We start from the raw sequence: 14,466 nt of genomic DNA, 5'->3' as shown, positions 1-14,466 counted from the left end.
CCTCGTCGGCTTCTACGGCGACCGAATCGACCTCGACGGACTACCCCTCGCCACGAACGAGTGACCAACTAGAACTAAACCCCCAAGACGTCAAAGAAAGGGCATACACAAAACTCAAGACATTCCCGTCTCCGTGGAATCCGGCGCAGCCGCAGCGACACGCGACGGCCCCATTCGCCTACTAGCGGAACAAACGGGGCGAACTCACCGCCTCAACAAGCGGCGATCGCCGCTGACGAATCGAGGTTGGTAGTTTTTGCCCTGTCTTTGTCGTCTCCGCGAAGATTTGACCTGTATCTCGGGCCCGTAGGCCAGTCGTCCGGCTGGTGGCGGCAGGCAGACGTGAGGACGGAAGGAATATCGACTTCCACGTCCCCTTGTCGTAGCAGGAATTGAAGGATGCGCGGCTACAACGCCGCGTGCGTCTCAACAGACTCGCGCTCTGTTACTTCAATTCGACAATCCCCCGCGCGAACCCCAGCTCCACCAGATCCTGCGGCCGCAGCCCCAGTTGGTCCGCCGTGGCCGGAGCGTCCTCCAGCGGGCGTTTCAGGATTGCCGTCGCCAGCTCCGGGGCGATCACGGAGAAGTAGCTGTCCGGGGTGACCCACGTGCGGTCCGGGGACGCCAGGGCCAGGGCGCCGCCCGAGCCGCCCTCGCCGATGACCAGGGTGGTCACCGGGACTGGGGATTCGGCTACGGCGGCGAAGACCTCCGCGATCGAGGGGCCCGCGCCCGTGCGTTCCGCGAGGGCGTCGTTCGCCGCGCCCGGGGTGTCGATCAGGGTCAGGACCGGGATGCCCAGGCGGGCCGCCAGGCGGAGGAGGCGGGTGGTCGTGCGGTAGCCCGAGGGGTGGACCGGGAGGCCGCGCTGGGCCGCGTACGCGATCGTGCCGTGGCCCGGGTGGTGGCCGAAGCCGCAGGTGACGGCCTCGTCCACGCCGCCGCAGCGGTCGCCCGAGAGTTCCGTGCGGTGGGTGAAGTACGCGTCCAGGTACGCGTCCGCCCGGGGGCGCGAGGCGGCGCGGGCCCGTTGGACGGCCTCCCAGCCCGTGGCCGGCAGGCCGGGGGACGGGTGCAGCGCCGGGGGAGGGTCCGCCGGATTCCCGCTGGGGGACGTCAGCAGCGTGAGACGTTCCGAGAGGGCGTCCGTCAGCGAGGTCCGGGCGACGATCGCGTCGATGTGTCCGTGCGCCAGCTGGTCCTCCGCCGTGTACGCCGACGGGTCCGCGTCGGGGGGCCGTACCCGCGAGCCCGCGAAGCCGATCTGCACCGACGGGAGGGCGAGCGTGACGTCCGCCCCCGCGCCCAGCGTGGCCCAGCCGCCGCCCGTCGTGGGGTCGCAGGCCACCGCCAGCTGGAGCACCCCGGCCGCCCGGGCGCGGGACGCGGCGCCGGCGATGCGGCGGAGCTGGACCAGCGCTCGCATGCCCTCCTGCATCCGGCTTCCCCCGGTGGCGATCAGCGACACCACCGGCAGCCGGTGCGTACGGGCCGTGTCGAACGCCGCCTTGATCCGGTCGCCCGTCCGCTCGCCCAGCGAGCCGCCGAGGAAGCCGAACTCGAAGGCGATCACGACGGCTTCGACCCCGCCGATCCGGGCGGTGCCGCAGACGACCGACTCCGGCTCGCCCGTACGGGATGCCGCGGCGTCGCGCGCCACGTCGTATCCCGGCCACCCGAGCGGCCCGTCGGCGGGCTGGGCCGTGACTTCCGGGAGGAGCTCGCGGAAGGCCGTCGTGATCTCGGCGAGGAGCGTACGGGCGGTGGGCCGGTCAGCCATCCAGCGATCGTTTCATGACCTTGCCCATGTCGTTCCGGGGGAGAGCGGTGAGAAACCGCACCTCCCGCGGGCGTTTGTGCGGAGCCAGGAGGCGGGCGACATGGTCCGCCAGCTCGCCGGGGGAGGGCGGCTCCGCGCCGTGCGAGGGGACGACCCACGCCACGATCCGCTCCCCGAGATCGGTGTCCGGCGCCCCGGTGACCGCCGCCTCCGCCACGCCGGGGTGTTCCAGCAGCGCGTTCTCGATCTCACCGGCGCCGATCTTGTAGCCGCCGCTCTTGATGAGGTCCGTCGCCCGCCGTCCCACGATCCGGAACCGCCCGTCGGAGTCCCGTACCGCCATGTCCCCCGTACGGAACCAGCCGTCCCGGAACGCCGCCGCCGTAGCCTCCGGCCGCCCCAGATAGCCGGTGAACAGATGCGGCCCCCGCACCTCGATCTCGCCGACCGTCTCACCGTCCGAGCCGTCGATCGGCGCGCCGGAGTCGTCCGTCAGCCGCGCCTCGACCGACCCCAGCCGCTGTCCGACGGTCCCCGCCGCCTGGGTGTCGCCGAGTCGGACGCTGGTGTTCATCAGGGTCTCCGTCATCCCGTACCGCTCGACGATCCGCTGCCCCGTGGCCCCGGTGATCCACCGGTGGTCCGTCAGCGGCAGCGCCGCCGAACCCGACACCAGCAGCCGCGCGCCGGAGAGCGCCGCGACCAGCGACGGGGAGTCGGGCAGCGCCAGCGCCAGCCGGTGGTACATCGTCGGTACGCCGAACAGCATCGTGCCGTTCCCCGACAGCGCGTCCGCCACACCCTCCGGGCTGAACCGGCCCAGATGGCGCACCGTACCGCCCCGCCGCAGCGGGCCGAGGACGCCGAGCACCAGACCGTGGACGTGGAACAGCGGCAGCCCGTGCACCACCACGTCGTCCGCCGTCCAGTGCCAGACGTCCGCGAGGTCGTCGAGGTTGGCGGCGATCGCCCGGTGCGGGATCACGACGCCCTTGGGCGGGCCGGTGGTGCCGGAGGTGTAGATCACCAGGGCGGGCGTCAGGGGGTCGTGCTCGACCGGGGGTGTCCCGGGGGCCTCCGACGTCAGAGGGACGTCGATTCGCGGCAACGCCGACAGTGGGCCGGGAAGTTCGTCCTTCGCGGCCGCCAGCACCGCCGTGGGGGCGCTGTCGGACACGATGTGCGCCAGCTCCCGCTCGCCGATGTTCGGGTTGACGGGCACGGCCGCCACGCCGGCGAGGAGCGCGGCGACCACGGCGACGGCCGTCTCGGGCGCGGGCGTCGCCCACACGGCGATCCGTCCGGTGCCGGACAGGTGCGCCGCGAGGCTGCCCGCCGCGGCGGCGAGCTCGCCGTACCGCAGCGTCAGGTCCGGGAAGGCGAGCGCGGGGCGCTCGGGGCTGCTGTGCAGGGCGGGGAACAACGAGGTCACGTCGCGGACTCCTGGGGATGCGTCGGCGGTACGTCCCGAAGCGGCACCGGGTTTGTAACGGTACAGGTCAGGGTCGTCCGCCGATCGGATTCCGGCCCCGCCCGGACTGGACATCGATCACCGGACGAGCCGACAATCATGCGGTGAGCGTTAATGAGCTGCCGACGCCCGGGGGTCTGGCGCGGGTCTCGGACCGCGAACGGGACCGTGCCCTCGACCAGTTGCGCGAGGGTGCCGCCCAGGGCTTGCTGTCCCAGGACACCTTCCTGCGCCGGATGGAGCTGGTCCTCGAGGCCCGGGCCCGCGATCAGCTCGACGCGCTCATCTCCGACCTGCCGAAGGACGGCTGGTTCACCCGGACGGTCGTCGGTTCGGTGGCGAAGGTGTCGGCGTTCGGCGAGCGGGTACGGCTGGCGTGGCAGACGGAGAAGCTGCCGCCGCTGGTCCTGCCGACGCCCCGCCCGTATCCGCTGCGGATCGGGCGCGATCCGGTGAACGGGCTGCGGCTGATGCACGACACGGTGTCGCGGGTGCACGCCGAGCTGCTGTGCCGGGGCGGGGCGTGGATCGTACGGGACCTGGGCTCGTCGAACGGGACGTTCGTCAACGGCCACCGGATCACCGGCTCGGCGATGGTCAAGCCGGGGGATCAGGTGGGCTTCGGGGAGACGCGGTTCCGGCTGACCGCCGGTTAGCCCGCGTTCAGCACCTTCACGACGATGGGCCCCGCCGCGTCCCGTCCGTGGCCGCCGCCCTTCACCCACGCCGCCGCGGCGATCCGGCCGCTGCCGCTGAACGCCGTGAACCAGCTGTCCGCCTTGGCGCCGTCGACCTCCGCGGTGCCGGTCTTGGCGCCCGAGCCCGGCGGCAGGCCGAGGCCCGACGCGGTGCCGTTCCCCACGGCCTGCTGCATCATGCTCCGGAGGTAGCCGCCGACCTGTCCCGGCAGCGGGCTCGCCGTCGCGACCGGCTTGCCGACGTCCGCCAGGAGCACCGGCTGGTGGAAGGAGCCGCGGCTGACGGTCGCCGCTACGGATGCCATGTTGAGCGGGTTCACCGTGACGGCACCCTGGCCGATGAGGGCGGCCCACTTGCCGTCGCCGCTCTCGCTGGGGATCCGGCCGTCCGCCGACTTGATGCCGGTGGCCCAGTTGTTCTCGCCGAGGCCGAAGTAGCGGCGGGCGGTGTCGGCGAGGGCGGTGTCCGAAAGGTGATGGCGGTACGCGTAGTCGATGAAGCCGGTGTTGCAGGACTTGGCGAAGTTCACGGCGAGTGTCGAGTCCCCGGAGATGCCCTTCAGGCCCTCGTCGTTGACGAACGACCGCCCGTTCTCGATCGAGCGGCTCTCGTAGCACTTCGTCGTGGACCCCGGCCCCGACCCCGGATCCTGCGTGAAGATCGCCGCCGCCGTCACGATCTTGAACGTCGACCCCGGCGCCCGCCCGCCCATGAACGCCGCGTTGAAGTCCACCTTCCCCGAGTTCGCCACCGCCAGCACGCCACCGCTCACCGGATCGACCGCCGCGACGGACGCCTCGTCGTACGTGGCGACCGCCTTCTCTGCCGCCGCCTGCACCCTCGCGTCCAGCGTCGTCTTCAGCCGCGCGGGCTTGCCCTTCGACAGCGTCAGCAGCGTCGTCGTCCCCTGCGGTCCCTCGACGGAGAGCTCGACGCCCGCGGTGCCCGACAGCTTGTCCGCGTACTTGTCCCGCAGCTCCGCCAGTACGGGCCGCAGCGACGGATACGTCTTGGGGTCCAGCGTCTTCCCGTTCCGGTCCACCGCCTCCACCTGAGGGGTGTCCGCCTCGCCGGTCACCAGCGACTCGCCCTCGCCGAGCTCCGGGTGCAGAACGGACGGCTGCCACTTGACGAGGGGGTTTCCCGAGACGGTGCCCCGTACGACCGTCAGCTCGGACTCGTACGACAGCGGCTTGCTCAGCTTCTCGTGGACTACCTTCGCCTTCACCTCGAACGCGACCTCGTCGCCCACCGGAGGCTTCGCGGTGAAGGACGCCTTTTCGATACCGGCGTCCCTCCGGTACGCCTGCAGCCCGTCGAGGGCCGCCGCGTCGTTGTCCGTCAGCGCGGCCGCCTGCCGCATGTCCCCCTTGGCCCAGGCGTCCAGGAACGCGTCCGCCGCGTCACGTACCTCCCCGGCCTTCAACGGCCCGGACGGCTTGTCGTCCGAACCGGCGGAGCCGGACGAGCCGCCGCTGATGCCGTTCATCACGTTGTAGACCCCGAACCCGGCCAGCCCCAGCATCCCGGCGATGACCAGCCCGAGTATCCATTTCCCTGCCGCGCCCATACCGTCGCACCCCTCCCCGTTGGACCGGACCTGCCCCCGCAGGCCCCGTGCAATCTAACCCGCCCTGGTACCGACGGGTAGATCATGTTCGAGTCGACCATCGGCGGGAAGGTCCCGACGTTTACGGACGGGTGACAGGAAAACGGGCAGAAACGCCAGCGCCATGAAGGCGCCTCCCGTCCACATCGCCGCGCGTACGGACGCGTACTCGCCGATCAGGCCCGAGGTGCCCGCGGCGACGGCCAGTGCGCCCATCAGCACGAATCGGAAGGTGGCGTTCATCCGGCCGAGCAGCTCCGGCGGTGTGAGGCGCTGGCGCAGGCTGACGCCGAGGACGTTGTCCGTGCCGAACTTCACGGACACGAGCAGCGAACCGAGCGCCGCCACCCACATCCAGCCGCCCCGGTCGAACAGCGGGATCAGCAGCCCGGCGGGCGCGACGAGGAAGCCGGCGGTGGCCAGCGTGCGGCCGTACCCGAAGCGGGCGGCGAGCGGACGGGCGCAGACGGAGCCGGCGAACGTCCCGACGCCGCCGATCGCCCAGTAGACGCCGAGCAGCGCGGGGGACAGACCCAGCTGACGGGTGACCAGGACGGGCAGCATGGTGTTGATCGCGGCGGAGCCGAAGTTGGCGCAGGCGGCCCCGAGGACGAGGGCGCGCAGCTCGCGATGGCCGAACACGTGCCGTATCCCCTCGCGCATCTCCGCCCGCAGCGCGCGGCGGACCCGGGGGCGCGGTGCCTCGGTGACGCGGATCCGGGCGAGGGACAGGGCGGAGAGCAGATAGCTGACCGCGTGCACCGCGACGGCGGCGGGCGCCCCCAGCGCCGACACGGCCAGCCCGCCCGCGCCGCGTCCGCCGACCGTGGACACCGCCTGCAGGCCGACGACGGCCGAGTTGGCCCGGACCAGGGCGGCGGGGCCGACGAGGGCGGGGAGGTAGCTCTGCGAGGCCACGTCGAAGAACACCGTGGCGCAGCCGCCGAGCAGCACCACCGCGTACAACTGCCCGAGGCTGAGCACGTCCAGCCACCACGCCAGCGGGACGGAGGCCAGCAGCGCGGCCCGTACGAGGTCGGCGGCGACGAGCACCGGGCGGCGCGGCAGCCGGTCCACCCAGGCGCCGGCGGGCAGGCCGATGAGGAGAAACGCGGCCGTGCTCAGCGTGGCGAGGAGCCCCACCGCCCCGGGGCCGGCGTCCAGCGCGAGGGCGGCGACCAGGGGCATGGCGACGTAGCCGATGTGGGTGCCGAGCTGGCTGGCGGCCGTGGCGGCGAACAGATGGCGGAAGGCGGGTGTCCGCCAGGGGGAGTCGGAGGGCATGCGGACGACCTTGCGGCCGGTGTCCCGGCCGGGCGAAGTGATTTAGCCTCGGCTGAATGCTCGAGGTGAAGTTCACGCTGGACGACGTGGCCCGGACCCGGTTTGCGATCTCCCCGCTGTGGGAAGTCGTCGCTGGCGTACGGGTCCTCAAGGGGGCACCCGACCAGACGCTGCACCGGCGCTGGCTCGAGCGGGTCCGCCCCCGGCTGGCGGCCTCACGGCTCGACCTGTCGCCCCTCACCGAGCTGATCCCCGTCGAGGGAAGCATCCCCGGCTTCCTCTGCCCGCCGCCCACCACCCCGCAGCCGTCGCTGGACGTCGAGCTGGCGGCGCTGCGTTCGACGCCGGCGGAGTGGATACGTACGCCGGGGGTGGAGCTCGCGCGGCTCGCGGACACCGTGGCGGCGTACTGGGAGCTGGCGATGGCCCCGTACTGGCCGCGGATCCGCACCCTGCTCGAGGGCGACGTCCTGCACCGGGCGCGGCGGCTGGCGGAGGGCGGCGCGCAGCGGCTGTTCGACGACCTCGACCCGCAGATCGCCTGGGACTCCGGGACGCTGCAGCTCGCGAGCCGGTGCGCGCGCGGCGCCCGGCGGCTGGACGGCCGGGGGCTGCTCCTGGTGCCCTCCGCGTTCGTGTCGCCGCGGGTGTTCTCGGTCACCGGCGAGGTGTGGCAGCCCACCGTGCGCTATCCGCCCCGGGGCCTGGCCACGCTGTGGACCCCGCGCCGCACCTCGGCGCCGGAGGGGCTGGCGGCGGTGCTGGGGCGCACGCGGGCGCGGCTGCTGGCGGAACTGGTCGAGCCGGCCACGACCACCGACCTCGCCGGCCGCCTCTCGCTCACCGCGGGCGGCGTCTCGCAGCATCTGACGGCCCTGCGCCGGGCGGGACTCGTCACACCGCACCGCACGGGGCGCGTCGTGCTGTACGCGCGTACGAGCGCGGCGGAGACGCTGCTGCGGGCGGCGGGTCCGTAAACGGGATGCCGGGGCCGTCGGCGCCGTGCTTCCCTGGCCGCTATGGCCAAGCTGCAGCTCGACCGGATCCTGGTCGTCGACGTCGAATCCACCTGCTGGGACGGGCCGCCGCCCGACGGCATGGTCTCCGAGATCATCGAGATCGGCGTGTGCACCCTCGACCCCGCCACCGGCGACCGCGCCGGGCGGCGGTCGGTTCTCGTACGGCCCGAGCGGTCGGAGGTCAGCGACTTCTGCACGGAACTGACCACGCTCACCGCCGGACAGGTCGCGGACGGTGTGCCGTTCGCCGACGCGTGCGCGCTGCTGCGCGACGAGTACCGGGCGCACCGCCGGGTGTGGGGGAGCTGGGGGAACTACGACCGCGACCAGTTCGCCCGTCAGTGCGCGGCGACGGACGTCCCGTACCCGTTCGGCACCCGGCATCTGAACATCAAGACGCTGTACTCCCTGAGCCACGCCCTCGGCCGCGAACTGGGCATGGCGGGAGCCCTCGAGCACGCGGGGCTGCCGCTGGAGGGCACCCACCATCGCGGGGCGGACGACGCCTGGAACATCGCGGCACTGCTCGGAGGGCTGCTCACGGCGGGGCGCTAGGGTGCTGCGGCATGTATCGCCGACTCGCCGCCGTCCTGTGTCCCGCCGTGCTCCTCGTGAGCGGCTGTGCGGCGGATCCGGGGGAGCGGGCGGAGGGGCCCGGGCTGAGCGTGCCGGAGGTCTTCTATCTGCGGCCCCACGGCGACCGCGAAGGGGCGAAGGACAAGACGCCGTTCCGGGTCGCGGTTCGGGACGGTACGGGGCTGGGGTCCGCCACCGGTGAGGACGGGCGGCTGACGATGCGCCTCGAGGGGCCGGGGAAGGACGTACGGCTCAAGATATCCACCCCGCGTGACTGCCGGGGGGACGACCGCGAGGTGACGTGCACCGTCCCGGCGACGTGGTCCAACTGGGGCGGGCCCTGGCTCGTCGCCCCCGTCGCCGCGAAGGGCGGCAGGGTCGGGGCGCGGGCGGTGGTCCGTTACCGCTACACGACGGCGGCCGGCGCCGTCCTCACCGGCCGCACGCGGCTCGTCGTCGGCGAACCGGTGCTCCACGTGAGGACGCCGGCCAAGCTCACCCGCGTGTCTCCCGGCGCGGAGGTCCAGCTGCCTCTCACGGTACGCAACACCGGCGAGGCGGACGTCGTGGGACTGGCCTTCGGGGTGAGCGTGCAGGAGGGCATGTCGCTCGAGCCCGAGGCGGAGAACTGCCGTTACCAGGAATCCCGCGGTACCGCCGTCTGCACCCTCCCCGGGCTGCGGGTGCCCGCCGGCGGGACCGTGACCCTCGCGCCCGCGCTCATCGCGGTCGCGGGGGGCGGCAACGTCCGGTCGGGCATCGTGCAGGAGGCCTGGCCGCTGGACGTCGGGCCGCGTCAGTACAGCCACTGGCCGGACGGCGGTGACCCGGGCCGCGGACCGGCGCTGAGCGCCGCGGTGACCCCGGGCGGCGACGGGTCGTTCAGCGACGGCGCGGAAGCGTCGACGATCGTGGAGCTCGACGTCACCAGCGACTACGCGGCCGTCGGCGACACCCTGAGCGGCGAGCCCGGCAGCGAGCGGGAGATCTCCGTGGGCGTGAAGAACCTCGGCCCGGGGAAGGGGCAGCCGGCGCGCGTGCGGTTCACCGTCCCCGAGGGCACCCGGGTCGTGAAACAGCCGATGACGGCGATCGACGAGGACGCGTACGAGCCCGCCTGCGAGCGGGACACCGTCGAGTACACGTGCACCGTGTACAACCTCGAGCCGGGCGCCACCGAGACCTTCGGCTTCACCCTGCACATCGAGTACACCGGCGGCCGCGGCACGGTCACCGTGGACGGCGGACGATGGGACCACCGCGCGGCGAACGACACCGCCCCCGTCACAGTCAGCCGGTGACCCCCTCCGCCACGAGCAGCGCCACCGGCAGCTCCGCGAACAGCTCCGCCGCCCGCACCCGCCCCCGCAGCACCGGCGCCGTGCGCAGGAGGTCCCGCCACTCGCCCTCCGGCAGCTCGAGCTCCGCGTCCCCCCAGCCGCCCGCCCGCTCCAGCCCGCCCGCCAGCCGGGTCACGGCCGTCAGGACCGCGCCGGAGCGGGTGAACGCCAGCATGTGGTCCGGCGCGGCGACCGGTTCGTACGTCCCCCGGTGGTCGAACCACTGCGGGTGCGCCTTGCGCAGCCTCAGCGCCGTCGCCGTCAGCCGCCGTTTGACGTCCGACTGGTTCGGCGCGGCGGGGTCGTACGGGCGGTCCGGGAGCTTGGCGGGGCGGCGGTTGTCGGGGTCGACCAGCGCGCGGTAGCGGGCCTCGGTGCACTGGTACACGTCGGGCACGCCGGGCATCGTCAGATGCAGCAGGGCGGCGCCCAGTTCGTTCGCCGTCACCGCCGCGTCACGCTCGTTGGCGAAGCCCTGCGTGGCGTACATCGACGGTCCGCACGGGCCGTTGTCGGCGAACGCGGCCACCGCCTCCTCGTAATCCGTCCGCGGCTCCGTCCAGCTCGTCCGCAGCCCCGCCTCCCGTACCGCCTTCAGCAGCGCGGGTTTCACCTGGTCGGGGTGCGGGAAGCCGACGCCGTACGCCGTCTGCCAGGCCAGCCACGCCACATGCGCGTCCGGGGCCGGCGGCCCGAAGCGGGCGGCGTGCGCGTCGGTCGCGGCGACGAAGTCCGCCCACTCGGCGGCGTACTCGGAGAGCACCGCGGTACGCGCCCGTACGTCGGCGCTGCGTTTCGTGTCGTGCGTCGTCAGCACCGTCCCGGTGTGCGGACGGTCGCGCTGCACACCGGCGCTGAACGCGTGGAAGTCCCCCGGCGACACCGCGGCGCCGCCCGGATCGCCGCCCACCTCGCACGCCGACAGCAGCGCCGGGAAACGGTAGAACGCCCTGTCCTCCGTCGCCTTGGCGTGCAGCGCCGCCGACGTCTGCGCGAACCGGGCGGCGAAGTCCCGGTGGTCGGGGGAGTCCCCCAGCCGCCCCAGCGCCGCGTCCCGGATCATGTCCGCGGCGTCCGCCTCGCCCGGAACGGCGAACGTCCGCCGCGCCCGCTCCGCCACCCGCTCCAGCAGCATCTCGTCCCCCGGCGACGGCTCCTCGCCGGGCTGCGCGTACGGCCGGTACACCGGAATCCGTACGAGCATCTCCCGCACCGCCTGCCCCAGCGCCCAGGGGGCGATGTCGTGCAGCCGGGGATCGGCGGCGCAGATCCGTCCGGCGACGCGCGTCAGCCGGTCGACCTCCGCCACCAGCTCGTGCGCGACGACCTTCCACGCCGCCCGGCGCAGCGTCGGCCGCCACTGCCCGCCGCGGTCCGGGGGAGCGCCGGTGAACGCGGCGTACCGGCGGGCCAGCTCCGCCGCCCCCTCGGGGTCGACGAACACGCCGTCGATGTGCCGCAGCGCGTCGTACCCCGTCGTCCCGGCGACCGGCCAGTCCTCCGGCAGCCGTTCCCCGTCGGCGAGGATCTTCTCGACGACCGTCCAGCAGCGCCCCAAGGTGGCCTGCTCGAGGCGGCGCAGATAGCCGCGCGGGTCCGCCAGCCCGTCGGGGTGGTCGACGCGCAGGCCCTCGAGCACCCCGTCGCGTACCAGGTCCACCATCTTGGCGTGGGTGGCGTCGAAGACGACGGGGTCCTCCACGCGCAGGCCGATCAGCCCGGAGACGGTGAAGAACCGCCGGTAGTTGAGCTCCGTCCGCGCCAGCCGCCACCACCCGAGGCGGTAGTGCTGCGCCCGCAGCAGCTCCGGCAGCGGCAGCCGCTCCGTGCCCGGCCGCAGCGGGAACTCGTGCGCCCGGTAGCGCAGTACGTCGCCGTGCACCTCCAGCCGGCGCAGCTCACGGCCGAGACGGTCCTCCAGCACGGGCATCAGGATCCGCCCGTCGTGCCGCGTCCAGTCGATGTCGAACCAGCGCGCGTACGGCGACTCGGGGCCCTCGCGCAGCACCTCCCACAGCGGCCGGTTGAGCCGCTCGGGCGCGGGGACGGCCATATGGTTCGGCACGATGTCCGCGACCAGCCCCAGACCGTGGCCCCGGGCGGCGGACGCCAGCCGGCGCAGCCCGTCCTCGCCGCCCAGCTCGGCGCGTACCCGCGAGTGGTCCACCACGTCGTACCCGTGCGTCGAACCGGGCACCGCCTCGAGCAGGGGCGACAGATGCAGGTGCGAGACGCCGAGGGACGACAGGTACGGCAGCGCCGCCACCGCCTCCTCGAAGCCGAACTCCGGCTGGAGCTGGAGCCGGTAGGTGGCCGTGGGGACCGGAGGGGACGCGAGGGTCATGGAGGGGAAGGTACCCGGCGCGTCCGGGCCGCCGTGCGCCGGAGGGGCAAGGCTACCGGGCGGCGGGAGAGTTGTGGCGTCAGTGAGGTGATCGGGGTGCGCCTCGCGGTGCCCGCACAGTACGCTGCGGTGATCGTATGAGCGGGGTAGGGGAAAGGGCGGTACGGCGTTGAGTTCGGGAGGTCTGGAGCTCCCTCCCGGCAGCCCCGGTGAGGGCCGCCGGGAGGGCGAGGGGCCTCGCGACGCGGAGCCGGGCGCGGTCTCCCTGGTGCGGCCCGTGCAGATGGGAGCAGGGACCGGTTTGGCGGAGTGGGGCGCCGACGCCTGGAGCGAGGTGCGCACCCGCGCGCGCCGTGCCGGGCGGGCCTATATCTGGCTCAATCTCGTCGAACAGCGGCTGCGGTCCGTGGTGGGCGCGGTGCTGCGGCCCATCTACGAACCCGTGCACGGCGAGGAGTGGGTGGTCGCCGCCGCCGGCCCGGCCGGACAGGAGTGGGTGCAGCGGGCCGTCGCCGTGCACGAGGTCAGCCGGCGCAAGGGCTATCTCCTCGACCCCGCCGACGACAATCTGCTCGCCTTCCTCACGCTGCCGCAGCTGCGCGAGCTGACCGTCCAGCACTGGCCGTGCTTCGAGCCGTTCCTCGACGACCGGCGGGCGCTGGAACTGGCGCTGGACGAGCTGGAGGTGGCCCGTAACGTCGTCTCCCGCAACCGCGCCCTGTCCGAGGCCGTCCTCGCCCAGGCCGAACGGGCCTCCGCCCGGGTGCTCGACATGCTCGGCGGCAGCGCCGCGGACCGGCCCGCCGGCGACCGGCTGCCCGTCGACGCGGTGGAGGAGCTCATCGCCGACCGGTACGCCGACGTGGTGGGCGTCCACCCGGACCGGGTGCGGCTGCAGCGGCAGCTGCCCGTGGAGGACCTGTTCAGCGGCGCGCGGAAGATCGACGCGCTCGGGGTGTCCCTCAATCTGCTCGTGCAGAACTTCTCGGCCCGGCGGCTGGTCCGGCTCGTGGAGTCCGGCTGCCGGATCCGGCTGCTCTTCCTCAACCCGGCGGGCAGCGCCGTGCGGCGCCGGGAGCGGGAGCTGGAGCTGCGCAAGGGCGAGCTCAGCCGCTCGGTGGAGCTGAACATCCGCTACATGCGCCGGGTCCGCTCCCGGGTCCGGGGGCCGGTCGGCCAGGACCCCGGCGCGCTCTTCGAGATTCGCGTCTTCGACGACACCCCGCGCTTCACCGCCTACCTGGTGGACGGCGACGGCGCGGACGGCGTGGGCGTGGTCCAGACGTACCTCCGCCGCACCAGGGCCATGGAAACCCCGGCCCTGGTCCTGCGCTCGGCCCGCCGCGCCCTGATCCACGGCGAGGGAGGCGGCGAACCGGGCCTGTTCGAAACCTATCGCGAGGAATTCGAGGCCACGTGGGGCGACAGCCGCCCGGTCTCGTAGCCTCCGCGGACCGGCGGCCGCACCCCGGCGGCGGGAATTGTCAGACCCCCGTGGCACGGTGAATACCACACGGGGGACGCACAACCCGCAGATGGGGAGGAAGCATGTCGTGGCACGCCAAAGACCTGATCGGCTTCGACCTGGAAACCACGGGCACAAACCCGCGCGAGGCGCGAATCGTCACGGCAGCGATCACAGAAACCAGGGCCGGCCGGCCGAAGACGACCCACGAATGGCTCGCGAACCCCGGTATCCCGATACCACCGGAAACGGTGGCCATCCACGGAATCACCACGGCAAGGGCAACCGCGGAAGGCCGCCCGCCGGCGGAGGTGGCCGACGAAGTGGCGACGGAACTGGTCCGTCACTGGCGGCAGGGCACGCCGGTGGTCGCCTACAACGCCTCCTTCGACCTCACCCTGCTGGCCGCCGAACTCAGCCGCCACAATCTGCCCTCCCTGGCCGCCCGCATGGGCCCGGGCAATGAACCGGGCCCGGTGATCGACCCCCTGACGATAGACCGGGCGGTGGACCGCTACCGAAAGGGAAAGCGCACCCTCGAGGCGGTCTGCGTCGAATACGGCGTGGTCCTGGACTCGGCCCACGACGCCGCGTCCGACGCCCTGGCGGCCGTCCAGGTGGCCCACGCCCTCGCGGAGCGCCACACCAAGGTGTCCGGTGCCACGGTCTGGGACCTGCACCGCTGGCAGGTCACCTGGTACGCCGACTGGGCCGCGGGCTACCGCCACTGGCTGCGCTCCCAGGGCCGTACGGGCGACGACATCGACATACGCTGGCCGCTGCGGGAGCCGGTCCCGGGCCACTGACGCGACGAGCGCCGGACGCGCCGCGGCGGACGCGGGGCCGAAGCCCCACGCCCGCCGCGGACCAGCGATC

At 73.3% G+C, this 14,466-nt stretch carries 11 protein-coding genes; 6 read left to right on the top strand and 5 right to left on the bottom strand.

Going from position 1 to position 14,466, the window contains the following annotated elements:
- Positions 1-445 precede the first annotated feature (445 nt).
- Entirely contained in the window at positions 446-1,783 is a 1,338-nt protein-coding gene (locus SRB5_RS32340; protein ID WP_153457045.1) for a carboxyl transferase domain-containing protein, read from the bottom strand.
- A complete protein-coding gene (locus SRB5_RS32335; RefSeq protein ID WP_323378846.1) occupies positions 1,776-3,215 on the bottom strand; it encodes an acyl-CoA synthetase in 1,440 nt (479 codons plus the stop codon). The genes SRB5_RS32340 and SRB5_RS32335 overlap by 8 nt, the downstream gene beginning before the upstream one ends.
- A 143-nt stretch (positions 3,216-3,358) precedes the next feature.
- Here SRB5_RS32335 and SRB5_RS32330 point away from each other — a divergent pair, with 143 nt between their 5' ends.
- Positions 3,359-3,910 (top strand): DUF1707 and FHA domain-containing protein, encoded by a 552-nt coding sequence (locus tag SRB5_RS32330; RefSeq protein WP_323378845.1) that lies wholly within the window; start codon positions 3,359-3,361, stop codon positions 3,908-3,910.
- Here the strand turns inward: SRB5_RS32330 and SRB5_RS32325 are convergent.
- Together SRB5_RS32325 and SRB5_RS32320 are read right to left on the bottom strand one after the other, a co-directional pair.
- Entirely contained in the window at positions 3,907-5,523 is a 1,617-nt protein-coding gene (locus SRB5_RS32325; RefSeq protein ID WP_153457042.1) for a penicillin-binding transpeptidase domain-containing protein, read from the bottom strand. The two genes, SRB5_RS32330 and SRB5_RS32325, sit on opposite strands and share 4 nt — an antisense overlap.
- Before the next feature lie 54 nt (positions 5,524-5,577).
- Positions 5,578-6,846 carry an MFS transporter gene (locus SRB5_RS32320; RefSeq protein WP_153457041.1) on the bottom strand — a complete coding sequence of 423 codons (1,269 nt, stop codon included), beginning with the start codon at positions 6,844-6,846 and terminating at the stop codon, positions 5,578-5,580.
- A gap of 56 nt (positions 6,847-6,902) precedes the next feature.
- Here SRB5_RS32320 and SRB5_RS32315 point away from each other — a divergent pair, with 56 nt between their 5' ends.
- From SRB5_RS32315 to SRB5_RS32305, 3 genes are read left to right on the top strand one after another with little or no spacing between them, the layout of a single operon-like run.
- Positions 6,903-7,823 carry an ArsR/SmtB family transcription factor gene (locus tag SRB5_RS32315; protein WP_153457040.1) on the top strand — a complete coding sequence of 307 codons (921 nt, stop codon included), beginning with the start codon at positions 6,903-6,905 and terminating at the stop codon, positions 7,821-7,823.
- Positions 7,824-7,865: 42 nt separating this feature from the next.
- Entirely contained in the window at positions 7,866-8,420 is a 555-nt protein-coding gene (locus SRB5_RS32310) for an exonuclease domain-containing protein (protein ID WP_153457039.1), read from the top strand.
- An 11-nt stretch (positions 8,421-8,431) separates the two neighbouring features.
- Entirely contained in the window at positions 8,432-9,742 is a 1,311-nt protein-coding gene (locus tag SRB5_RS32305; RefSeq protein WP_153457038.1) for a COG1361 family protein, read from the top strand.
- Here SRB5_RS32305 and treY read toward each other — a convergent pair.
- Positions 9,732-12,125: a malto-oligosyltrehalose synthase gene (gene treY, locus SRB5_RS32300; protein WP_153457037.1), complete on the bottom strand. Its 2,394-nt coding sequence runs from the start codon at positions 12,123-12,125 to the stop codon at positions 9,732-9,734. The genes SRB5_RS32305 and treY overlap by 11 nt on opposite strands.
- A gap of 169 nt (positions 12,126-12,294) precedes the next feature.
- Between treY and SRB5_RS32295 the strand changes: the two genes are divergently transcribed.
- Both SRB5_RS32295 and SRB5_RS32290 read left to right on the top strand, forming a co-directional pair.
- Entirely contained in the window at positions 12,295-13,569 is a 1,275-nt protein-coding gene (locus tag SRB5_RS32295) for an SAV2148 family HEPN domain-containing protein (protein ID WP_153457036.1), read from the top strand.
- A 104-nt stretch (positions 13,570-13,673) separates the two neighbouring features.
- Positions 13,674-14,396: a 3'-5' exonuclease gene (locus SRB5_RS32290; protein WP_153457035.1), complete on the top strand. Its 723-nt coding sequence runs from the start codon at positions 13,674-13,676 to the stop codon at positions 14,394-14,396.
- Positions 14,397-14,466: the final 70 nt, after the last annotated feature.

The sequence above is a fragment of the Streptomyces smaragdinus genome (assembly GCF_009604385.1).
GTDB classification, from domain to species: domain Bacteria; phylum Actinomycetota; class Actinomycetes; order Streptomycetales; family Streptomycetaceae; genus Streptomyces; species Streptomyces smaragdinus.
The sequence above is the reverse complement of the archived record's forward strand: the minus strand, read 5'-3'. Positions and strand labels throughout refer to the sequence as shown.

Coding starts and splice junctions, on each gene's coding strand:
- SRB5_RS32340 (WP_153457045.1), bottom strand. CDS start 1,783: ATGGCTGACCGGCCCACCGCCCGTACGCTCCTCGCCGAGATCACGACG.
- SRB5_RS32325 (WP_153457042.1), bottom strand. CDS start 5,523: ATGGGCGCGGCAGGGAAATGGATACTCGGGCTGGTCATCGCCGGGATG.
- SRB5_RS32320 (WP_153457041.1), bottom strand. CDS start 6,846: ATGCCCTCCGACTCCCCCTGGCGGACACCCGCCTTCCGCCATCTGTTC.
- SRB5_RS32315 (WP_153457040.1), top strand. CDS start 6,903: ATGCTCGAGGTGAAGTTCACGCTGGACGACGTGGCCCGGACCCGGTTT.
- SRB5_RS32310 (WP_153457039.1), top strand. CDS start 7,866: ATGGCCAAGCTGCAGCTCGACCGGATCCTGGTCGTCGACGTCGAATCC.
- SRB5_RS32305 (WP_153457038.1), top strand. CDS start 8,432: ATGTATCGCCGACTCGCCGCCGTCCTGTGTCCCGCCGTGCTCCTCGTG.
- treY (WP_153457037.1), bottom strand. CDS start 12,125: ATGACCCTCGCGTCCCCTCCGGTCCCCACGGCCACCTACCGGCTCCAG.
- SRB5_RS32290 (WP_153457035.1), top strand. CDS start 13,674: ATGTCGTGGCACGCCAAAGACCTGATCGGCTTCGACCTGGAAACCACG.